Raw genomic sequence first — 21,064 nt, forward strand, 5'->3', positions numbered from 1 at the left:
CTGTCTCTCCGCCTTCCCATTGGGTTGGCGGGATTATGCCACGTTGCTGCGGTGCGCCAATCCCTCTTCGATGAATCGCACCGCGTTTCCGACACCATCCTCGGCCCGGATGCGGGCGCCGAGCGCCGCGGCCCGGCCGCGCATTCCCGGATCGTCGGTCGCCGCGATGGCGCGGGCAAGCCCCTCGGCGGTCAGCGTGCGGCGGGGAATCGGCGGCGGTGCGACGCCGAGATCGTGGAGCCGGGCGCCCCAGAAGGGCTGGTCGCCCATGAAGGGGACCACCACCGCCGGCACGCCCGCCCGCGCGCCCGCCGCCGTGGTGCCGGCGCCGCCGTGATGGACGACGGCGGACATGCGCGGAAACAGCCAGTCGTGCGGCGCCGATTCCAGGCCATGGACCGTCTCCGGCAAGGCCGAGCGGTCGATCCCGCCCCACCCGGCGGAGAGCACGGCGCGCCGTCCGTTCAGGGCCGCGACGACCAGCCGCGTCGTCTCGGCGGGATCGAACCCGGCCATGCTGCCGAATCCGACATAGACCGGCGGCGGCCCGCTCTCCAGAAAGGCCGCGAGGTCGGGCGGCGGCGTGTAGGCGTCGGACTCGTCCAGGAACCAGAATCCGGTCGCCCGGATGAAGTCCGGCCAGTCGTCCGGCCGCGGCAGCACATGGGTCGAGAAGGCGTAGGGCATCGGCCATTTCGCCGTCATCAGCAACGGTCCTGGCCCGATGAGGGAGGGCCTCAGGCCCAGCACCGCGCGCCGCGCCCGGTTGGTCGGCGCCCGGAAGGTCTGCCAGACGAGCTGCATCATCGCCAGATGCAGGGCGTAATTCACGACGCCGGGAAAGCGCCGGGGCGGCATCATCGGCGGCGGGAAGGCCCGCGTCGGCGCCATCGGCTGCAGCGCCGTCCCGACGACCGGAACGCCCAGCTTCTCGGCCACCGCCACGCCCGCGTAGAAGGCGAGGCCGGAGACGATGACCGCGTCGCTGCCCCGCGCCGCTTCCCAATACTCCCGCATCCAGTCCAGCGCGTAATCCTGGCCGAGGCGGAGGAGGGCCCGCATCATCTTGACGGGGTTGATGCCGTCGCGGAACAGCCCGTCCGCCTCCCGGCTGCCCGTCACGGCGCGCAGGTCGCCGGACAGCGGGCTGTAGTCCAGGCCATGCCGTTCGATCAGGCCGCGGAATTCGCGGTCGGCGGGAAAGGCGACGGAATGCCCGGCGGCCCGCAGGCCCTTCCCGAGGGCGACGTAGGGGCGGATGTCGCCCTGGGACCCGTAGGTGACGATGGTGAAGCGCATGGGACGGGAGCTACGCCGGCAACCGCCCCTTGGCAAGGTGGCTCAGACCTCCCACAGCCGCGGTAATCTGACCGGGAGGCCCGCGGCCGCCGCGCGCAGATGCGACCACAGCGCCGCGTAGGCACCGCGCACCGGCCGCGCCTCGCCGCCCAGGATGCGGACGACCAGCAGCCCGTCGAAGGCCGTGGCGCCGACCCGCACGCCCTCCAGCCCCTCCGCCGCCGCGCGCAGCGCCTCCAGCCGGCTCCCGGCGTCAGGTGCGGCGTAGAGCAGCGTGGCGCAGGCCCCGGCCCCGCCGAAACCCGCCGGGTGGGCCAGCGTCTCGGCAAGGTCGCCGTCCATGTGCAGGGCGTCGGCCCAGGCCAGCCGCCCGTCGCGCACCACCTCCCAGGCGTCGCGGACAAGACCGCGGGTGACCGTCTCGCCGAAGGCGGCGCGCCCGAAGACCAGCATTTCCCCGGCGATCAGCCGGGCGTCGCCCTCCAGCTCCAGCCGGGTCAGGCGGCGCAGGCGCGAGCCCTCGAAAACGATGGCCTCCTGCGGCATCCATTCCAGCCAAGCACCGGCCTCCACGGTCACGCGGGTGTCGATGCGGCAGTCCGGCCCGGCGGAGCGATAGACCTTCTCCGCCGCCTGCGTCGTCACCAGCGCCGCCGCCCCCGGCCCCGCCGACAGGGCGACGTCCAGCCGGTCGCCGCCGACCAGCCCGCCGGAGGTGGTGACCAGCACAGCGATGGGCAGGTCCCCCGCCCGCGGGTCGGGCAGCAGCACCCGCAGCGGGTCGTGGTGGTAGAGCGTGGCGAGGCGCGTGGCCCCATGGCGATGCTCGAACCGCACCGTCGCCGCGCCGTGGACGGCGACCTTCTTCATCAACGCGTCAGCCACCAGCGGCACCCATCCTTGCCTTCATATCCCGGGCCTTCACATCCTCGACCGCCAGCAGCACGCGTTCCGGCGTCGCCGGGGCGTCGAGGCGCACCGGCAGCCGGTGGCCGCCCACCGCCGCGACGGCGTCCTTCAGCGCCAGCCACGCCGAGATGCCGAGCATCAGCGGCGGCTCCCCGATCGCCTTGGAGCGGAACACCGTGTCCTCCCGGTTGGGGCGGTCGGTGTAGAGCGCCACCCGGAAATCCTCCGGCAGCGAGCGCGAGGTCGGGATCTTGTAGGTGCTGGGCGCGTGGGTGCGCAAGCGTCCCTCGCCGTCCCACCACAGCTCCTCCGAGGTGACCCAGCCCAACCCCTGGACGAAGGCGCCCTCCACCTGCCCGAGGTCGATGGCCGGGTTGATGGTGCCGGAGCAGTCGTGCAGCACGTCGGCGCGGGGGAAGCTGTACTCGCCGGTCAGCGTGTCGATCAGCGCCTCGGTCACCGCGACGCCGCAGGAGAAGTAGAAGAAGGGCCGCCCCTCGCACTTCTCGCGATCCCACCAGATCTTCGGCGTGGCGTAATGGCCGGTGGAGGACAGCGACACCCGGTTCAGATAGGCGAGCTTCGCCACCTCCGCGAAGGTCATGGCGTGGTTGCCGGCGAAGACGGCGTTGTCGCGGAACTCCACCTTGTCCGGCGTGGTGTGGCAGTGCTGGGCGAGGAACGCCACCAGCCGATCGCGGATGGTCCCCACGGCGATGCGCACCGCCATGCCGTTCAGGTCGGTGCCGGCCGACGCCGCGGTGGGCGGCGCGTTCGGCACCTTGTCGGTGGCGCTGGCGGTGACCCGCACCCGCTCCACGTCGATCTGGAATTCCTGGGCGGCGATCTGGGCCATCTTGGTGTGGATGCCCTGCCCCATCTCCGTCCCGCCGTGGTTCACCTGGATGGACCCGTCGGTGTAGACATGGACCAGCGCCGCCGCTTGGTTCAGGTGCTTGACGGTGAAGGAGATGCCGAACTTCACCGGGGTCACCGCCAGCCCCTTCTTCAGCACCGGGCTGCGGGCGTTGAAGGCGTCGATCTCCTCCCGTCGGCGGCGGTAGTCGCCGTCCCGCTCGATCCGGTCCATCAGCTCGGCCAGGATCTCCGGCTCCTCCACCGGCATCCCGTAATGGGTGGTGTCGCGGCCCGGCCCGCCGTAGAGGTTGACGCGCCGCACGTCGAGCGGGTCCTTGCCGAGGGAGCGGGCGATCTCGTCCACCACATGCTCGATGGCGATGACGCCCTGCGGCCCGCCGAAGCCGCGGAAGGCGGTGTTGGACACCGTGTTGGTCTTGCAGCGGTGCCCGGTCACCCGCGCCGCCGGCAGATAGTAGGCGTTGTCGGCGTGGAACATGGCGCGGTCGACCACGCCGTTGGACAGGTCCAGCGACACGCCGCAGCGCCCGGCGAGGTCCATCTCCAGACCCTGGATGCGCCCCTCGTCGTCGAAGCCGACGTCGTAGCGCACGAAGAAGTCGTGGCGCTTGCCGGTCATCAGCATGTCGTCGTCGCGGTCCAGGCGGAACTTCACGGGCCGCTTCGTCGCGTTGGCCGCCATGGCGGCGATGGCGGCGATCTGCGCCGGCTGGCTCTCCTTGCCGCCGAAGCCGCCGCCCATGCGCCGGCACTCCACGGCGATGCCGTGCATCGGGCGCCCCAGCACCTGGGCGACGGCGTGCTGGACCTCCGCCGGGTGTTGGGTCGAGGAATGGACCAGCAGGTCGCCGTCCTCCTTGGGGATGGCGTAGGCGATGTGGCCTTCCAGATAGAAGTGATCCTGCCCGCCGACCTCCAGCGTGCCGGTCAGCCGGTGCGGCGCCCCGGCGACCTCGGCTGCCGCGTCGCCGCGCCGGAAGGTCAGCGGCGGCGAGACGAAACTGCCCTTCTCCAGCGCCGCCTCGGCGGTCAGCACCGCCGGCAGGTCCTCGTAATAGATATCGACCAGCCGGGCCGCCGCGCGGGCCTGCAGCAGCGTGTCCGCCGCGACGGCGACCACCGCCTGCCCGGCGTAGGTCACCAGTTCGTCGGCCAGGATGGGGTCGCCGCGCTGAATGGTGCCGATGTCGCCGTCCCCGGGGACGTCGGCGTGGATGAGCACCGCGCGAACGCCCGGCGCCTGCTTCGCCCGCGACAGGTCCATGCCCAGGATGCGCGCGTGCGCCCGCTCGGACAGCCGCACCGCGACGTGCAGCGTGCCGGGCAGTTCGGGGATGTCGTCGGTGTAGACCGCGGCCCCCATCACATGCTTGCGGGCGCTTTCATGCTCGATGCCCCGGTGGACGCCGCCGCGGATCGGGTGGATCGCGCCCTCCTTCCGGGCGATGGTGCCGCCGTCAGCCATGGGCTGCCTCCAGCGAGGCCAGTTCGGCCCCGGTCGTGTGAAGAAGGAAGCGCATCAGCAGGTTCTTCGCCACCAGCGCCCGGTAGCGGTCGCCGGCCCGCATGTCGGTCATGGGCCGGAAGTCCTGGTCGAGCGCCGGCAGGGCCGCCGTCACGGCGTCGGCCGTCCAGGGCTGCCCGGCCAGCGCCGCCTCCAGCGCCGGGGCGCGGGCCGGGGTCGCCGCCATGCCGCCGTAGCCGGCGCGCAGTTCGGCCACCCGCCCCTCGCCGTCCAGCGTCAGCAGGAAGGCGGCGCAGACGGCGGAGATGTCCTGGTCCCGCCGCTTGGACACCTTCCAGGTGGCGAAGCGCTGGCCGTCGCGCGGCAGGGGGATGCGGATGCGCTCGACGAACTCGCCCGGCTTCAGGTCGTTCTTCCGGTAACCGTGGTAAAATCCCTCCAGCGGCAGCTCCCGCCGCACCCCTCCCCGGTTCAACACCAGCGAAGCGCCCAGAGCCAGCAGGGCCGGCATGCTGTCCCCGATGGGCGAGCCGTTGGCGACGTTGCCGCCCAGCGTGCCGGAGTTGCGCACCTGCGCCGCGCCGATGCGGGTGACCAGGGCGGCCAGTTCGGGCAGGCGGCGCTCCAGAACCGGCAGCAGGTCGGTGTAGGTCACCGCCGCACCGATCTCCAGCGCCTCGGCCCCCTCGCCGATCCGATGAAGCTCCCGCACCCGGGCGAGATGGATCAGGGTGGGCAGGCTGCGCCCCTGCTTGGTCACCCAGAGCCCGACGTCGGTCGCCCCGGCGACCAGCGTGGCGTTCGGATGGGCGGCGAACAGGGCCGCCAGTTCATCAACGCTCCGCGGTGCATGGAAGCTGGCGCTGCCTCGGGTCACGGCCAGGGGCCCGTCGCGCTGGATGGAGCGCAGCAGGGTGGCGATGCCCTCCTCCGCCCGGTCGAAACGGTCTTCGGCCCACTCCGCCATCACAGCGCGAGCAGCGTCGAGGATCGGACGGTAGCCGGTGCAGCGACACAGGTTGCCGGCCAGCGCGTCGTGGATCGCCCCGTCGGTCAGGCCACCCGCCGCAGCGCGCCCGTCATGGCCAAGCGCGAACAGCGCCATCACGAAACCGGGGGTGCAGAAGCCGCATTGCGAGGCGTGCCTGTCCACCATCGCCGCCTGCACGGGGTGCAGATCGCCGTCCTCGCCCGCCAGATCCTCGACGGTCAGCAGCAGCTTGCCGTCGATCATCGGCAGGAAGAGGATGCAGGCGTTGACGGCGCGGTAACGAACGCGCCCATCCGCCGCGAGATCGCCCAGCACCACCGTGCAGGCGCCGCAATCCCCCTCGGCGCAACCCTCCTTGGAACCGGGGCGCCCGTTGGCGCGCAGCCAGTTCAGCACCGTGGTGGTGGGGTCGGCGTCCCTCACCTCCACCACCCGTCCGCCGAGCACGAACCGCACAGAGCCCGTCATTGTCCCTCCTGTCGGGCGTTTCCGTCATAGTGCCGGAAAGTCTCCGCAGGCCGCAATGGCGGGCCGGCCGTCTAGCCATAAAGGCATGGTTCGGATGGATAAACCGCCCCGAAGGGGGTCAGGCTTCCTCGGGGAAGCAGCCGCTGCGGGCGGCCACGACGGCGACCTGGGTACGATTGCGCACGCCCAGCTTCTGCATGATGGCCCGCACATGGACCTTCACGGTGCCTTCCAGGACACCCAACTCCCGCGCGATCTCCTTGTTCGAGTGACCGGCCAGCAGAAGCTGGAACACGTCGCGCTGCCGGTCCGTCAGCCGGTCGAGGATCTGGCCGGAGGGGCGCGCGACCTCCGCCGCGACGTTGCCGGACAGGACGGCGCGCGGCAGCGGCAGGAAGGTTTCCCCGGTCAGCGCCAGGGAAATAGCGTGCTCCAGCACCGCCGTGGAACTGGTCTTCAGGATGTAGCCCCTGGCCCCCAGCCGCACGCTGTCGACGATGTCCGCCACCTCGTCCGACCCCGAGATGACCAGCAACGGGCGGTTTCCCAACACCTCGACCATGCGGCGCACCCCGTCGCGCCCGCTGCGATCGCCGAGGTTGAGGTCGAACAGGACCAGCGTCAGATCCGGCGTGCGGTCGGCGATGGCCATCGCCTCGTCCAGCGAGCCAGCCTCCAGCACCTGCGCGTCCGGGTGGATCTCCCCCACCGAAAGGGCGAAACCGTGCCGCACCAGGGGATGGTCGTCCACCACCAGAAACTTTTGCGCCCTGCCGGCCACCGACCGCTCCTTGCCGCGCGTCTGCAGCTGAACTTCCATTGCTTTGCTACCCCATCAAGCCGCCGAATGCCGGTTTGGAAACAAAGACGCCTCCAACCGACCCGACTTTCTGTCCAGCGGAAAAGTATAAAGCTACCTCTTTTGGACTTTGCAGAAGCAGCGCCGTCGCGAATTCCTGTCTTTTGGAAGCCATTTATGATTCATTCGTATCGAGCTTCTTCCAAGCATCTTGCGCCACTCCCTGACCATCCGTATAAATCATCGGGACAACCAGCGTAAAGCACGCTTTTTCGATACAATAAAGGCGGCTTTTTTCCCTTTTCCCAGGCGAAACGGACAACGATTGACGTTGTGCGCTGCTCGTCACGGGTGGCGTCGCGGAGGAGTTTCGATGAAAACCTGGAACGTCATGCTCGTGGACCATGACCGGCTGTTTTCGGCGGCGCTGGGAACGCTCATCAGCGGCGGTCCCTTCCGCGTCTGCCACCACGCCACGGCGGTTGACGATGCCGAGGCGGCCATCGCGCAGGGCGTGCAGCCCGACCTGATCGTGGTGGCCCTGGGGGACGCGACGAACGACGAGGCCGGCGGGGTGAAGCGGCTGCGCGCCGCCACCAGCGCGCGCATCGCCGTGCTGGCCGACGCCATCGCCGACCGCACGCTGTCGCTGTCGCTGAAGGCGGGTGCCGACGCCTATCTGAACAAGTCGATGTCGAGCGAGTCGCTGCTGCGCGCCCTGCAGCTGGTCATGCTGGGCGAGGTGGTCTATCCGACCCACGTCGCCAGCCTTCTGATCGCCAACGCCAACAGCGAGCGCCCGCAGCCGGAGCGTGCCCAGCCCGCCAACAACGAGTTGTCGAAGCGCGAGGTCCAGATTCTGCGCTGCCTGCTCGCCGGGCAGTCGAACAAAGCCATCGCGCGCAACCTGCACATCACGGAATCGACCGTGAAGATGCATTTCAAAAACGTCATGAGAAAGATCAACGCCCAGAACCGCACGCAAGCCGCGGTGTGGGCGATCCAGAACGGCCTGTCGCCGCTGGCGTCCGTTTGAAGAGCCGCCCCCCTTCCCCGGAGTGAGAGGGGGGCTTCCTTGGCGCCTTACTCCGCCGCGTGGCGATGGGTACCGTGGCGGCCTTCGGCAAACTCCTCCACCATCTTGCGGCAGAAGGCCGGGAGGTCGTCCGGCTTGCGCGAGGTCACCAGACCCTGGTCGGTGACCACCTCGCTGTCCTCCCAGCTCGCTCCGGCGTTGCCGAGATCGGCCTTCAACGACGGCCAGGAGGTCATGCGCTTGCCCTTGACGCCGCCCGCGTCAATCAGCGTCCACGGCCCGTGACAAATCGCGGCGATCGGTTTGCCCGACTGGACGAAGCTGCGCACGAAATCGATGGCCTTGGGCTCCAGCCGCAGCGCGTCGGGATTGATGACGCCGCCGGGCAGCAACAAAGCGTCGAAGCTGCCGGGGTCCGCCTGATCGAGCGTGACGTCGACGTCCACCCGGTCGGCCTTGTCGTGATGGTTCCAGCCCTGGATCTGCCCGCCCTGGGGCGCCACGATCCGCACCTTGGCGCCTTCGTTGCGCAGCGCCTTCACCGGTTCGGTCAATTCGACCTGCTCGAAGCCGTCGGTCGCCAGCACGGCGACGGTCTTCTTCTCGAGTTTTCCTGCCATGGGATCACCTCCTCGGTTGGCCTGTCCGGTCAGCAACCGGCGTACCTCTGGGGAGTTCCCTCCGGAACCGCCACGCACCTCCCATGTTCCCTTTGACGGACCGCGCGTCACAATCGGGAGCACAGACCCATGCGTTACAGCGGCACTTCGGCGGGCATCCTCGCCGCGTTCGCCATCGCCACGTCCCTGACTTTGGGCGTTCCTCAACCTGCCCAAGCCGTGGACGCCGTGCGAACCACGGAGGCGTCCTACCCCCGGCTCTACCAGGGCTGGCGGGCCGGCGTGATCGTCGGGACGGATGTCGAGGGGCTGCTCGGCGAGGAGCTTGGGCAGGTGGTGGATCTCGTCGTCGGCCCGGACGGACGGCTGGAAAGCGCGGTGATCGAGGCGAGCGGCATGCTCGATGTCGGTGAGGCGCGCTTCACCGTGCCCTGGCATCAGCTCATGCCCGGATCGGTGGACGGCGTCCTGGCCTATCCGGTCACCGGCCCCGACACGCTGGACCTGATCCGCCGCCAGCAGCAGGCGGCCAGCCGCCCCGGCGACTGGCGCGTCTCCGCCCTGATCGGCCAGCCCGCCAACACGGCGGGCGGCGCGACGGAGGCTGGCTTCTTCGGCACGGTGGAGGATCTGGTGTTCGACCGCAACGGCGCGCTCAAGGCCATCGTGGTGACGCCGGAGACGGAAGGTGAAGGCCCTTACGCCGTCGCCTGGAAAGCGGCGGCGTTGGAGCCGGGCCTGACCTCCGTCACCTTGCAGGCGACGCCGGATCAGGTGAAGGCGCTCGGCTCCTTCGACGCCGCGCGCATGAAGGAGTTCAACACCGCGCGCCTGAACCAGGGCGCCCAGGCGCGGCGGGAATAGGCCCCGGCGGGAACAGGCCTCTTCGGGAACAGACCTGTCAGGCCGCCGGGCGGGCCACGCCGCCGACCGTCGGGCGGCTGGCCGCGGCGGCGGATCGGCCGTAGCGGGCAACCGTCAGCCCGTCCATGTCGATCTCCGTCTGGCGCCCGCCGACCACGTCGGCGACCACCCGGCCCGACCCCGCGGCCATCGTCCAGCCCAGCGTGCCATGGCCGGTGTTGAGGAACAGGTTGCGCACCGGGGTCGCGCCGACGATCGGAGTGCCGTCCGGCGTGTTCGGGCGCAGGCCGGTCCAGAATTCCGCCTTCGACAGGTCGCCACCCGTCGGGAAGAGATCGCTCACCACGTGGTCGAGCGGACCGCGGCGGCCCGGACGCAGCGTCAGGTCGAAGCCGGTCAGTTCCGCCGTGCCGCCGACCCGGATGCGGTCGCCGAGGCGGGTCACCGCGATCTTGTGCGTCTCATCCATCACCGTGGATTCCGGAGCGCCCGCCGGATCGACGATGGGCAGCGTCAGCGAATAGCCCTTCACCGGATAAACCGGCAGATCCAGCCCGAACGGCTTCACCAGCATCGGGGAATAGCTGCCCATGGCGACGACATAGGAGTCGGCGGTCAGCGTGCCGGCGTCGGTGACCACGCCGGTGACGCGGCGCCCGTCGCTCTCCAGCCTGCGGATGCCGGTGTTGTAGCGGAACTCCACCCCCAGCTCCGTCGCCAGCGCGGCCAGCGCGTTGGTGAAGCGGAAGCAGTCGCCCGTCTCGTCGCCGGGCAGCAGCAGTCCGCCGACGATCTTCTCCTTGACCAGCCGCAGCGCCGGCTCGACCGCCGCGCAGCCCTCGACGTCCAGCAGGCTGTAGGGCACCTTGAAGCGGTCCAGCACGGCCATGTCGGTGGCGGCGGCGTCCACCTGCTTCCGGGTGCGGAAGACCTGGAGCGTGCCCTTGGCGCGCTCGTCGTAGCGGATGCCGGTCTCGTCGCGCAGGGCGCGCAGGCAGTCGCGGCTGTATTCGGCCAGCCGGACCATGCGGCCCTTGTTGATCTCGTAGGAACGCTCGTTTGCGTTGGCCAGCAGCTTCAGGCACCAGGACCACATGGCCGGGTCCATCTTCGGCCGGATCACCAGCGGGGAGTGCTTCATCAGCATCCACTTCACCGCCTTCGCCATCAGGCCCGGCGCCGCCCAGGGGGCGGAGTAGCCCGGCGACACCTCGCCCGCGTTGGCGTAGCTGGTCTCCAGCGCCGGGCCGGGCTGCCGATCCACCACCGTGACCTCGTGGCCGGCCTTCGCCAGGAAGTACGCGGTGGAAACGCCGATGACGCCGCTGCCGAGGACGATGACGCGCATGTGAAGGCTCCCGAGATCACGGATTTGTTCGCATCCCATTCGCAAACGCGATGCCAAGTGCCGAAAGCCGTGGAAACACTGGGGCGGACGGTTGCATGCCGGACAAGGCCGTACACGAATCGTTACACGTCACCCGAAATGCGTCCTCCGGGACCCAGATAAACACCGCAAAAACAATAAGTTGCTTTAGACGTACAGAAAACGTTACGGCGTACACGGATGTTTACGGATTTGCCCATCGTGCTACACTCATCCCTCCACTGGGGAGAGCCATGCGCATCGACGTCCTGTTCGCCGACCGGGTCGGCATCGCCCACGAGATCCTGGCCGTGCTCGCCAAGCGGCGCCTGAACGTGGTGGCGGTGGAGGTGGACCCGCCGCACATCCACATCGACGCGCCGGAACTGGACGTGCCGGGCTTCGGTGCGCTCGACGCCGCGCTGCGCGCCGTGCTGGGGGTGGAGTCCGTCACCCCCATCGACATCCTGCCCGGCACGCGGCGACGGCTGCATCTGGACGCCCTGCTGGCTGCCTTGCCCGACCCGGTTCTGGCGGTGGACCGCGCGGGGCGCATCGTGGTGGCGAACGCCGCCGCCGCGACGGTCGCCGGGCGCAGCGAGGCCGACCTGACCGGCGCCGACTTCGGGCGGCTGTTCGGCGATGCCGAGCTGTCCGATCTGCTGGTGGACAACGGATTTCGCCTCGCCGCCGGGCAGGAGGTGACTCTGAACGGCCAGCCCTTCCTTCTCGACGCCACCCCCATCGTGGAGGACGGGCGTCCAGCCGGCGGCGTCGTCACCCTCTTTGCGCCGAGCCGGCTGGGCGAACGGCTGAATGCGCTGCAGAACTTCGATGAAGGCGGCTTCGACCGAATCCTCGGCGAGTCCGCCCCGGTCCGCGCGCTGAAGGCACGGGCGGCGCGCGTCGCGGCGGTGGACGCGCCGCTGCTGATTCTGGGCGAGACGGGCACCGGCAAGGAGCTGATCGCCCACGCCTGCCACCGCGCCAGCCCGCGCCGCGACAAGCCTTTCCTAGCGCTGAACTGCGCCGCCGTGCCGGAGAATCTGGCGGAGAGCGAGTTGTTCGGCTACGCCCCCGGCTCCTTCACCGGGGCGCAGCGCGGCGGAAAGCCCGGCCTGCTGGAACTCGCCCATGGTGGCACCGTCTTCCTCGACGAGATCGGGGAGATGTCGCCCTACCTCCAGGCCAAACTGCTGCGCTTCCTGAACGACGGGCGCTTCCGCCGCGTCGGCGGCGACCGCGAGCAGACGGTGGATGTGCGCGTGGTCAGCGCCACCCACCGCGACCTCGACTCCATGGTCGCCGGGCACAGCTTCCGCGAGGACCTGTTCTATCGGCTGAACGTGCTGTCGCTCCAGGTCCCGGCGCTCCGCGAGCGCGGCGACGACATCCTCCTGCTCGCCCGGCACTTCATCGCCCGCGCCTGCGCCCAGGCCCGCCGGCCGCCCTGCCGGCTGACCGTCGCGGCCAGCGCCGCCCTGCTCACCAACCCCTGGCCGGGCAACGTCCGCCAGTTGGAGAACGTCATCTTCCGCGCCGTGACGATGAGCGACGGCGCCTATCTCGACGCCGCCGACCTGGAACTCGCCGGCGCGCGCATGGAGGCCGAGACCGGCGGCGAACCCGCCGAGCCGTCGAGTTGGGACGAGGCGGCCGCCGCCTTTGAGCGCGGCCTGCTCCGCCGCCTCTACCCGCGCCACCCGTCCAGCCGCAAACTGGCCGCCCGCCTCCACACCTCGCACACGATGATCGCGAACAAGCTGCGCAAGTACGGGATACCGGACGGGACCTGACGTCCGCGCGCTAGATGCGCGAGCGCTCGGCCTTGCTGTAGTTGCTGAAATGGCCCTCGGCGGCGGCGGCGCGGCGGGCCGTGTTCAGGAACTTGTCGGCCTTGGTGTCGGGCGCGATGCGCGCCACCTTCCGCTCCAGCGCCGCCGATCCGCAGGAGGCGCAGACGGGCGTATCCGACGAGCGCACCAGCGCTTCGAACTCGTGGTCGCAGGCGGTGCAGCGGTAGGAGTAGAGCGGCATGGGAGTCCTCACACGGATCGGGAACCGGGCATGCCCATCCTATCACGCAAATTTCCTATGGGTATAGCGCAGTGCAGCAACCACGCACCGCCGAACCATTTTGCGCTAGGATCGTCCGACGACAAAACATGGAGGAACGGGTGATCTACGCCTTCAACGACAAGGTCCCGCAGCTGTCGCCCGCCTGCTGGGTGGCCCCCAGCGCCACCGTCGTCGGCGACATCCTGCTGGAGGAGGACGTGTCCGTCTGGTGGGGCGCGGTCATGCGCGCCGAGGAGGAGCGCATCCACATCGGCGCCGGCAGCAACGTCCAGGACAACGCCGTCCTCCACGTCGATCCAGGCTTCCCACTGCTCATCGGGAAGAACGTGACCATCGGCCATCTGGCGATGGTGCACGGCTGCACCGTCGGCGACGGCAGCCTGATCGGCATCGGCGCCACCGTCCTCAACGGCGCCCGCATCGGCCGCGACTGCCTGATCGGCGCCCACGCCTTCATCGCCGAGGGCAAGGAGATCCCCGACCGCTCGCTCGTCCTCGGCGCGCCAGGCAAGGTGGTGCGCACGCTGTCGGACGAGGATGTGGAGCGCATGCGCGCGCCCGCCGCCGTCTACCAGCAGCGGTGGAAGAGCTACGCCAAGGGGCTGCGCCCGATCACCGTCCCCGGCCAGCCCTGACGCCAGCCACCAAACGCCGCGGCGTGGGGCGGCCTCACGCCCCGGCGCCCTTGATGAAGAAATACAGGGTCAGCCCCACGCCGATCGACACCACCACCCACTTCATCACATCGCGGCTGACCCGCTTCGCCGCGTGGGCGCCCACGTAGCCGCCAGCGATGGCCGACACCGCCATCACGGCGGTTTCCGGCCAGGACACCGCGTCGGACAGGCAGAAAGCCGCCACCGCCGCGCCATTCATCAGCGCGGCCAGCAGGATGCGCAGCCCGTTCATGGCGTGGATGTCGCGCAGGCCGAACAGGGTCAGCGCCGCCAGCATCAGGAAGCCGATCCCGCCTCCGAAATAGCCGCCGTAGATGGCGATGACGAATTGCACGACCAGGACGGAGCGACCGCCCAGCCGCAGCCGGGCGGCCAACGCCGGCATGAAGCTGCCGACCGCAAAGACCGCCGTCGCGAACAGCAGCAGCCAGGGCACCAGCCCGGCGAAGGCGCGGTCCGGCGTGGTCAGCAGGAGAATGGCCCCGACCACCCCGCCGACAAGGCTGACCACGGAGAAGGCGGTGACGCTGACCTCCTTCACGCCGCGGATCTCGTTGCGGTAGGCCCAGGCACTGGCCATCTGGCCGGGGAACAGGGCGACGGTGCTCGACACGTTGGCGCTGACCGGCGGCACCCCGGCGAACAGCAGCGCCGGAAAAGTGATGAAAGCCCCGCCCCCGGCGACGGCGTTGAGAACCCCCGACGCGAACGCCGCGAGCATCAGCAGCACCATGGCAAGCATCGCACCCCCACCATCAGCATCCGCATGTATTTGGCATGCCAGTTATCGTTGTGGGCACCCTGACAAACGCCATAGGAGGCGGATGAACGCCAAGGCTAAGGCTGCGCGCTTCGGCGGCTTCGTCGCACGAAAACGCGATTCCGCTGATTGTTGGCTATATTAGCTATTGACGCGTCGTGGCATCTGGTATACCAAATATCCATCGCCTGCCACTGCCCGATGCCCAGGTGCCGCCGACGGCCTTCGACCGGCCCGACGCGGTTCCACCGGTCAAGCTCCGGTCCCCCGCGGGGGTCTCCGTGCAGGGCGCGCTTATGCAACCCGCTGTCTGGTGGAGGGCTCGCCATGAAAGTCGCCGACATTCTTCGGACCAAGGAATCCCGCGTCGTCACCGTCCGTTCCGGAGAAACCATCGAGGAGGCGATCCGGCTGATGAAGTCGGAGAACATCAGCGCCCTGGTGGTCAAAGACGTCTGCCGGACCGAGGGCAACGCCGTCGCCGGCATGCTGTCGGAGCGCGACGTCGTCTACGCGCTGCTGGAGCGCGGCGCCTCGGTCCTGAAGACGCCGGTCTTCATGCTGATGTCGCGCGCACCGCAGACCTGCTCGCCCGATGACAGCGTCGTCCACGCGCTGGAACTGATGGACCGCCACCACATCCGCCATCTGCCGGTGCTCGACGGCGCCACGCTGGTCGGCGTGGTCAGCGCCCGTGACTTCACCAAGCTCCAGCTCACCGAAATGGTCGCCCACGCCCAGCCGCCGGCCCAGGAAAGCCCGGTCTACGCCCACTGATACGCGGCCCGGCGAAAGCGCAAAGACCCCACCCAGAAGGCCCGTCGTCCCATCGGACGGCGGGCCTTTCTTCATGACGCCGGAGGAATCACTCGTCGGCCCCCTCGGCCCAGCGCAGCAGCAGCGCCACGGCCTCCGGCGGCTCGGGGCGGATCATCGGCACGCGGCCCAGGATCACATGGCCCGCCCCGCCGTCCACGGTGATGATCTCACCCGCCCGGACGGTCAGGTCGCCCACGATCATCACGCCGGCCGCCGGATCGACGCGCAGCATGCGCGCTCCGGTGACGCAGGGCAGGCCCATGGCGCGGGCGACGGTGGCGGCGTGGCTGGTCGCTCCGCCGCGGGCGGTCACCACCGCGCAGGCCACCTGCATGCCGTGCACGTCGTGGGGAGAGGTTTCCGGACGGCACAGCACCACGGCCACACCCTCCGCCGCCAGCCGGACCGCCTCGTCCGAGGTGAAGACGGCAACGCCCGTGGCCGCACCGGAAGAGGCCGGCAGTCCGCGGGCGATCACCGTGCGGGGGGCGTCCGGGTCGGGGATGGGACGCAGGCTGTCCGCCAGCGCCGGCAGGTCGGCACGCCGCACCGCCTCGGCCCGCGAGATGATGCCGGCCTGCGCCATCTCCGTGGCAATCCGCACCCCAGCCTCCGGCGTCCGCTTGCCGGCGCGCGATTGCAGAATGAACAGGCGCCCCTGCTGGACGGTGAACTCGATCTCCTGCATGTCGCCGAAATGGCGCTCCAGCCGGTCGGCGATGCGGCCCAGCTCGGCGAAGGCCTCAGGGGCGACCGCTTCCAGCGAAGCGTCCGTCCCGGCCAGCGGCCCCGGCGTACGCAGGCCGGACACGATGTCCTCGCCCTGGGCGTCGGCCAGGAACTCGCCGCACAGCACGGCCTCGCCGGTGGAGGGATCGCGGCTGTGGGCGACGCCGGTGCCGGAGGCGTTGCCGCGGTTGCCGAACACCATCGCCTGCACGGTCGCCGCGGTGCCCCAGTCGTCGGGAATGCCGTGCACCGCCCGGAAAGCCACCGCGCGGGCGTTGCTCCAAGAGCGGAAGATGGCCGCGATGGCGGCGAAGAGCTGGGTCCGCGCGTCCTGCGGGAAGGGCTCCCCGGCCTCGCGCACGATCACCTCACGGTAGGCGGCGGCCACGGCGCGCCAATCGGCGGCGTTCAGGTCGGCGTCGCGGGTCAGCCCGCGCGTCTCCTTGTAAGCCTCCAGCGCGGCGTCGAAGACATGGGCGCCCACGCCCTGCACCACTGTGCCGTAGGTCTGGATCAGCCGGCGGTAGCAGTCGTAAGCGAAACGGGGGTCGCCGCTGCGCGCGGCCAGCTCCTTCACCGTTGCGTCGGTCAGGCCGAGATTCAGGATCGTGTCCATCATGCCGGGCATCGACGCCCGTGCGCCCGACCGCACGGACACCAGCAACGGATTTTCCGACCCGCCGAAGCGCGCGCCCGCCACGGCTTCCAGCCGGTTCAGCGCCTCCTCCACCTGGGCGGCCAGCCCGGCGGGGAAGCCGCCCTGTCCCGCGCGGTGCCGGCGGCTGGCCTCCGCCACGATGGTGAAGCCCGGCGGCACCGGAACGCCCAGCCGCGCCATCTCGGCCAGCCCGGCGCCCTTGCCGCCCAGCTCCGCCAACATGCCGCCGTGCCCCTCCACCCCGCCGCCGCCGAAGGCGTAGACCCACCGCAGTCCTGCGGCTACCTGCCCACCGGCCGCCGGCAGCGCCGCGTGCCCGGCAACCACGGCGGCACCGACGGCGATGGGGCCGCTGGTGTCGGTGGAGCCTTGGATGATGGACTGGTGGAGCATGGACCTATCCTCGCGTCGGCGTGGTGTTCAGGCGCCCTATGGACATGAACGGAAAATTTCTCCGGTCAAATCGATATCTTATTTCCTCATAATGCCACTTCACGAACTGAGTGCAATGCACAAATAGTCGCATTTGCGACGATAACGCTTCGGCGGTGAAAAAAGGCACGGGAAATTCCGCATAGCGGAATTTTAGGCGAATTGTTGCTCGGAAATTCTGGTTGGAAATGCGTGGCGGTCTCAGGCGATCAGCCCAGCCGGGCCTGCTCCAGCGGGACCTGCGTCAGGGGATAGCCCAGCCCGTCCGGGATGCACAGCACCGGCCCCTCTGGGGTGTCGGCGGGACGGGGCACAATGGGCGTCAGGGGATGGAAGCGCGCGGCCTCCTCCATCGCGTGGCGGACCGTGCGGCAGCCGGCCAGACGCAGCAGGGTCATGCGGGTGGCGAAGACCAGCGACAGCCGCTCCGCCGCCGCCTCGTCCAGAATGGCCCGCGGCGTGCCCCAGAATCCGGCGACCGCCTCCACCCCGTCGACCACGGCGATCTGGCGCGGCGGCGCCTTGGCGAGGAAGAACAGCGTGTCGTAGCGCCGCCACACGCTCTCCGGCGTGACCCAGCGGGCGAAGGGCACCAACGCCGCCACGTCCGGCTCCAGCCCCGCCGCCAGAAGCCGGTCCAGGAAGGTCCCGCCCGACGCGCTGCGCAGCCTGTCGAGAAGGGCGGCGTCCACCGGGCCGCCGGTCATCAGCAGCCCGCACTCCTCGAACGCCTCGCGGATCGCCGCCATCCGCTGCGGCATATCGTCGGTCAGCGGCAGGGACAGTTCCCGCCAGGGCAACTCGCTGTCCTCCGCGTCCAGCCGTCCGCCGGGAAACACCGTGGCGCCGGGTGCGAAGCGAAGGTCGCGGTGGCGCTGGATCATGAAGACCTCCAGCCCGTCCACGCTGTCGCGCAGAAGGATCAGGCCGGCGGCGGATAGCGGCTCGACAGGCGTGTTCATGGCATCGTCCTGGCTGATCGCGGGCGTCCAGTGTCCGCCCAGGGGTCACCCCGGTCAAACCAACCGTGTGACTTCCCGCTATGTGGAAAAGCCATAGCGGCGGTTTGACCCCCACCCCACCCCGGTCGCAGCATCGCCCCAGCACCACACAGTCACCGCTTAAAGTCATCGCCCTCTCAGGAGGCCCGCGCCATGCAGCGCAACCGCAGCACCAAGATCGTCGCCACTCTGGGGCCGGCCAGCTCGACCTACAGCCAGATTTTTGCCCTCGCCGAGGCCGGCGTGGATGTCTTCCGCCTGAACGCCAGCCACGGCACGCAGCGCGACCACGCCGAACGCTACCGCCAGATCCGCGCGGTCGAGGAGACGGTCGGGCGCCCCATCGGCGTGCTTCTCGATCTTCAGGGGCCGAAGCTGCGCGTCGGCACCTTCAAGGAGGTGGCGGTGATCCTGGCCGGCGGCGACCGCTTCCGCCTCGACCTCGACCCCACCCCCGGCGACCGCAGCCGCGTCTGCGTCCCGCATCCGGAGATCTTCGCCAGCCTGGAACCGGGCCACGAGCTTCTGCTGAACGACGGGCGGATGCGCCTGCGCGTGCTGAGCTGCGGGCCGGACCACGCCGAGACCGAGGTCATGGTCGGCGGCACCCTGTCCGACCGCAAGGGCATGAACGTCCCCGGCACCACGCTGGCGCTCAGCGCCCTGTCGGAGAAGGACCGCAGCGACCTGCAGTTCGGCCTGACGCTGGGCGTCGACTGGATCGGTCTCAGCTTCGTGCAGCGGCCCGAGGACATCCTGGAGGCGCGCGCCCTGATCGGCGACCGCGCCCACATCATGACCAAGGTGGAGAAGCCCGCAGCCCTGCCCCGGCTGGAGGAAATCATCGCCCTGTCGGACGCCGTGATGGTGGCCCGCGGCGACCTCGGCGTGGAGCTGCCGCCGGAGGACGTGCCCGGCCTGCAGAAGCGGATGATTCGCCTGAGCCGCGCCGCCGGCAAACCGGTGATCGTCGCCACACAGATGCTGGAATCGATGATCACCGAGCCGACGCCGACGCGCGCCGAGGCGTCGGACGTGGCGACCGCCGTCTATGACGGGTCGGACGCCGTGATGCTGTCGGCGGAATCCGCGTCGGGCAAGCACCCGGTGGAGGCCGTGGCGATGATGGACCGCATCATCCGCCGGGTGGAGCGCGATCCCCTCTACCGCCGCATCATGGACTCCGAACATCCGAGCCCGGAGGCGACCACCCCGGACGCCCTGTCCGCCGCGGCGCGCCAGATCGCCGAAACCATCTCGGCCGCCGGCATCGCCACCTTCACCAGCACCGGCTCCACCGCGCGGCGCGCCTCGCGCGAGCGGCCGACCGTGCCGATCCTCGGCCTCAGCGCCGAACGCGGCACCGCCCGCCTGCTGTCGCTGGCCTGGGGCGTCCATCCGGTGTGGACCGCCGACGTGGCGAATTTCGCAGAGATGGTCGAGCGCGCCAGCCTCGTCGCCGCCCAGGAGGGCATCGGCGCTCCCGGCCAGTCGCTGATCGTGACGGCGGGCGTCCCCTTCGGAACGCCCGGCACCACCAACAGCCTGCGCGTGGTCACGATCACCGCGAACGGTCTAAACAGCGTGACGACCGCGAAGCTCCACGAGCCGGTCTGACGCCCATGTCCGTGCCCTTCCCCCTCAGCGGGGGCGGGGCACCCTCACTCCAGGAAGTCGCAATGCTTCTCAACGTGCGCCGCCAGACCCAGCGTGTGGTCGCGGATCAGGTGTTCGGCCTGGTCGACGTCGCGGCGTTCCAGGGCCTTGATGATTTCCTTGTGGTCGTTGATCGACCGCTCCGCCCGGTTGTCCTGACCGATGGTCAGCTTGCGGATCGCGCGGATGTGGATGAACAGGTTGTCGGTCATCTCCTGAATCAGCTTGGACCCGCTGAGCCGGATGATGCTCTTGTGGAAGGCGATGTTGGCGTCGGAGTATTCGTTGACATGCTCCTTGGGGTTCCGCATCTCGAAGTTGCGGAACAGGTCCCAGAGGGTGCGGATGTCCTCGTCGGTCGCCTGCGTCGCGACCATCCGACCGGCCATGCTCTCCAGCGCCGCCCAGACCTGGATCATCTCGACGATCTCGGCCTTGGTCTTGCGGATGACGAAGATGCCCCGGCGGGGCTGGAGGCGGATGAACCCCTCCTGCTCCAGCAGGGTCAGCGCCTCGCGGATCGGCGTCCGGCTGACGCCCAGCAGCTCGCTGAGCTGCCGCTCCTCAAGCCGGATCTCGTCGTTATGGTCGTAGATGTCCATTTGCGAGATGGCTTGCTTCAACGCATGATACGCTTGAGCGCGGAAGGTCGATCCGGTGTCGAGCGGCTGGACGTTGATCGGCGGAGGGTTCATGGTCGGCACCGTTCCTCAATGCTGGCCGTCCGGAAACACCCCACTGTGCGCCGGCCCGGTCGTGCGAAAGGCATCGCATCGTTTTCGTATATAAGATACCAGATGCATATTTCGGACTAAAATGTCCAGGACCACGATAAGGAAAGGGTGGTTCCGCCCGACCCCGGTCCTTACGGTTGTCCGCCTTTCAAGGCCTTGAGCAGACCGGACAGGCTGTCCGGCGCCTGCATCACCGCCCCCATGACCGCCGCTCCGGCGGCTCCCGCGGCCAGACACTCTCCGATATTGCCCGACTCCACGCCGCCGAGCGCAATGATGGGCAGCGGACTCTCCGCGGCCAAGCGCCTCAGCCCTTCAATCCCGATCGGTGGGCCGTAGCCCGGCTTGCTGGGCGACGGGAAGACGGGCGACAGCGTGACGTAGTCCGCCCCGCCCGCCGCCGCCCGGCGAATCCCCTCCGCATCGTGGGCGGACAGCCCGACCAGGGCGCCGGGGCCGAGCCGCCGCCGCGCCGCCACGACGTCGGCGCCTTCCGGCAGATGCACCCCGTCCGTCCCAGCGGCCAGAGCCAGATCCGGATCGCCGTGCAGCGTGACCAGCGCCCCCCAGGGCCGCGCCCGCTCCACCAGCGCGTGCGCCAGGGCGATCTGCCGGGAGTCGTCGAGATCCTTCTCGCGCAGCGACAGCCAGCGCAAGCCCCCGGCGAACAGGCGCGCCGCCAGCTCCGGCAGGGGCTGCGCCGCCTGCCGCCGGTCCGTGATCGCCAGGAGGCGGGGACTCGGGATCGCCATCATCCGGTCACGATGACAGCGCCATCGGGACTGTGCAAGTGCAGCATAATTGTCCGAAGCACCGTGAAGGA

The 21,064-nt window shown here is 69.8% G+C and carries 19 protein-coding genes; 6 read left to right on the forward strand and 13 right to left on the reverse strand.

Translation table 11 applies throughout. From position 1 onward, the window contains the following. Positions 1–33: 33 nt before the first annotated feature. The 5 genes from FHW79_RS28470 to FHW79_RS28490 all read right to left on the reverse strand — a co-directional run bounded on the left by FHW79_RS28470 (position 34) and on the right by FHW79_RS28490 (position 6,831). Positions 34–1,299 (reverse strand): glycosyltransferase, encoded by a 1,266-nt coding sequence (locus tag FHW79_RS28470; protein WP_183182025.1) that lies wholly within the window; start codon positions 1,297–1,299, stop codon positions 34–36. Positions 1,300–1,341: 42 nt separating this feature from the next. Continuing rightward, positions 1,342–2,184 carry an urease accessory protein UreD gene (locus FHW79_RS28475; RefSeq protein WP_348984301.1) on the reverse strand — a complete coding sequence of 281 codons (843 nt, stop codon included), beginning with the start codon at positions 2,182–2,184 and terminating at the stop codon, positions 1,342–1,344. After that, entirely contained in the window at positions 2,177–4,552 is a 2,376-nt protein-coding gene (gene xdhB / locus FHW79_RS28480; RefSeq protein ID WP_183182026.1) for a xanthine dehydrogenase molybdopterin binding subunit, read from the reverse strand. The genes FHW79_RS28475 and xdhB overlap by 8 nt, the downstream gene beginning before the upstream one ends. Beyond that, positions 4,545–6,011, reverse strand: a complete 1,467-nt coding sequence (gene xdhA, locus FHW79_RS28485) for a xanthine dehydrogenase small subunit (protein ID WP_183182027.1) — start codon at positions 6,009–6,011, stop codon at positions 4,545–4,547. Before xdhA ends, xdhB begins: the two co-directional genes overlap by 8 nt. Positions 6,012–6,129: 118 nt before the next feature. Further along, positions 6,130–6,831 (reverse strand): response regulator transcription factor, encoded by a 702-nt coding sequence (locus FHW79_RS28490; RefSeq protein WP_183182028.1) that lies wholly within the window; start codon positions 6,829–6,831, stop codon positions 6,130–6,132. A 352-nt stretch (positions 6,832–7,183) separates the two neighbouring features. Here FHW79_RS28490 and FHW79_RS28495 point away from each other — a divergent pair, with 352 nt between their 5' ends. Beyond that, positions 7,184–7,846 (forward strand): response regulator transcription factor, encoded by a 663-nt coding sequence (locus FHW79_RS28495; protein ID WP_183182029.1) that lies wholly within the window; start codon positions 7,184–7,186, stop codon positions 7,844–7,846. Between the two features lie 47 nt (positions 7,847–7,893). On the opposite strand, the gene FHW79_RS28500 is transcribed toward FHW79_RS28495, so the two are convergent. Then, on the reverse strand, positions 7,894–8,466 hold the full coding sequence (locus tag FHW79_RS28500; protein WP_183182030.1) for a type 1 glutamine amidotransferase domain-containing protein: 573 nt from the start codon (positions 8,464–8,466) through the stop codon (positions 7,894–7,896). 129 nt (positions 8,467–8,595) lie between these two features. Between FHW79_RS28500 and FHW79_RS28505 the strand changes: the two genes are divergently transcribed. Continuing rightward, a complete protein-coding gene (locus tag FHW79_RS28505; RefSeq protein ID WP_183182031.1) occupies positions 8,596–9,330 on the forward strand; it encodes a PRC-barrel domain-containing protein in 735 nt (244 codons plus the stop codon). Between the two features lie 37 nt (positions 9,331–9,367). Here the strand turns inward: FHW79_RS28505 and FHW79_RS28510 are convergent, their stop codons facing one another. Then, positions 9,368–10,798 carry a D-amino acid dehydrogenase gene (locus FHW79_RS28510; protein ID WP_348984303.1) on the reverse strand — a complete coding sequence of 477 codons (1,431 nt, stop codon included), beginning with the start codon at positions 10,796–10,798 and terminating at the stop codon, positions 9,368–9,370. Positions 10,799–10,950: 152 nt separating this feature from the next. Between FHW79_RS28510 and FHW79_RS28515 the strand changes: the two genes are divergently transcribed. Continuing rightward, complete coding sequence (locus tag FHW79_RS28515) at positions 10,951–12,492, forward strand: sigma 54-interacting transcriptional regulator (RefSeq protein ID WP_183182033.1); 1,542 nt, start codon at positions 10,951–10,953, stop codon at positions 12,490–12,492. A 10-nt stretch (positions 12,493–12,502) separates the two neighbouring features. On the opposite strand, the gene FHW79_RS28520 is transcribed toward FHW79_RS28515, so the two are convergent. After that, on the reverse strand, positions 12,503–12,733 hold the full coding sequence (locus tag FHW79_RS28520; protein ID WP_183182034.1) for a zinc ribbon domain-containing protein: 231 nt from the start codon (positions 12,731–12,733) through the stop codon (positions 12,503–12,505). Between the two features lie 128 nt (positions 12,734–12,861). Here FHW79_RS28520 and FHW79_RS28525 point away from each other — a divergent pair, with 128 nt between their 5' ends. Then, positions 12,862–13,410: a gamma carbonic anhydrase family protein gene (locus FHW79_RS28525; protein ID WP_183182035.1), complete on the forward strand. Its 549-nt coding sequence runs from the start codon at positions 12,862–12,864 to the stop codon at positions 13,408–13,410. 34 nt (positions 13,411–13,444) lie between these two features. Here FHW79_RS28525 and FHW79_RS28530 read toward each other — a convergent pair whose 3' ends face one another. After that, the gene (locus tag FHW79_RS28530) at positions 13,445–14,194 is read right to left on the reverse strand and encodes a sulfite exporter TauE/SafE family protein (protein WP_183182036.1); all 750 of its coding nucleotides are present in this window, start codon (positions 14,192–14,194) and stop codon (positions 13,445–13,447) included. Positions 14,195–14,539: 345 nt separating this feature from the next. On the opposite strand from FHW79_RS28530, the gene FHW79_RS28535 reads away from it, so the two are divergent. Then, entirely contained in the window at positions 14,540–14,989 is a 450-nt protein-coding gene (locus FHW79_RS28535) for a CBS domain-containing protein (protein WP_183182037.1), read from the forward strand. Between the two features lie 88 nt (positions 14,990–15,077). Here the strand turns inward: FHW79_RS28535 and FHW79_RS28540 are convergent, their stop codons facing one another. Then, complete coding sequence (locus FHW79_RS28540; RefSeq protein ID WP_183182038.1) at positions 15,078–16,811, reverse strand: pyruvate, phosphate dikinase; 1,734 nt, start codon at positions 16,809–16,811, stop codon at positions 15,078–15,080. Positions 16,812–17,059: 248 nt separating this feature from the next. Continuing rightward, positions 17,060–17,812, reverse strand: a complete 753-nt coding sequence (locus FHW79_RS28545; protein ID WP_183182039.1) for an NUDIX hydrolase — start codon at positions 17,810–17,812, stop codon at positions 17,060–17,062. A gap of 192 nt (positions 17,813–18,004) precedes the next feature. Between FHW79_RS28545 and pyk the strand changes: the two genes are divergently transcribed. Continuing rightward, positions 18,005–19,468 carry a pyruvate kinase gene (pyk, locus tag FHW79_RS28550; RefSeq protein WP_038528090.1) on the forward strand — a complete coding sequence of 488 codons (1,464 nt, stop codon included), beginning with the start codon at positions 18,005–18,007 and terminating at the stop codon, positions 19,466–19,468. Between the two features lie 44 nt (positions 19,469–19,512). Here pyk and FHW79_RS28555 read toward each other — a convergent pair whose 3' ends face one another. Next, positions 19,513–20,202, reverse strand: coding sequence for a GntR family transcriptional regulator (locus tag FHW79_RS28555; protein ID WP_114859145.1), 690 nt, complete (start codon positions 20,200–20,202; stop codon positions 19,513–19,515). A gap of 170 nt (positions 20,203–20,372) precedes the next feature. After that, the gene (locus FHW79_RS28560; RefSeq protein ID WP_247884651.1) at positions 20,373–20,993 is read right to left on the reverse strand and encodes a thiamine phosphate synthase; all 621 of its coding nucleotides are present in this window, start codon (positions 20,991–20,993) and stop codon (positions 20,373–20,375) included. Positions 20,994–21,064: the final 71 nt, after the last annotated feature.

It is taken from the genome of Azospirillum sp. OGB3, from assembly GCF_014192915.1.
Taxonomy (GTDB): domain Bacteria; phylum Pseudomonadota; class Alphaproteobacteria; order Azospirillales; family Azospirillaceae; genus Azospirillum.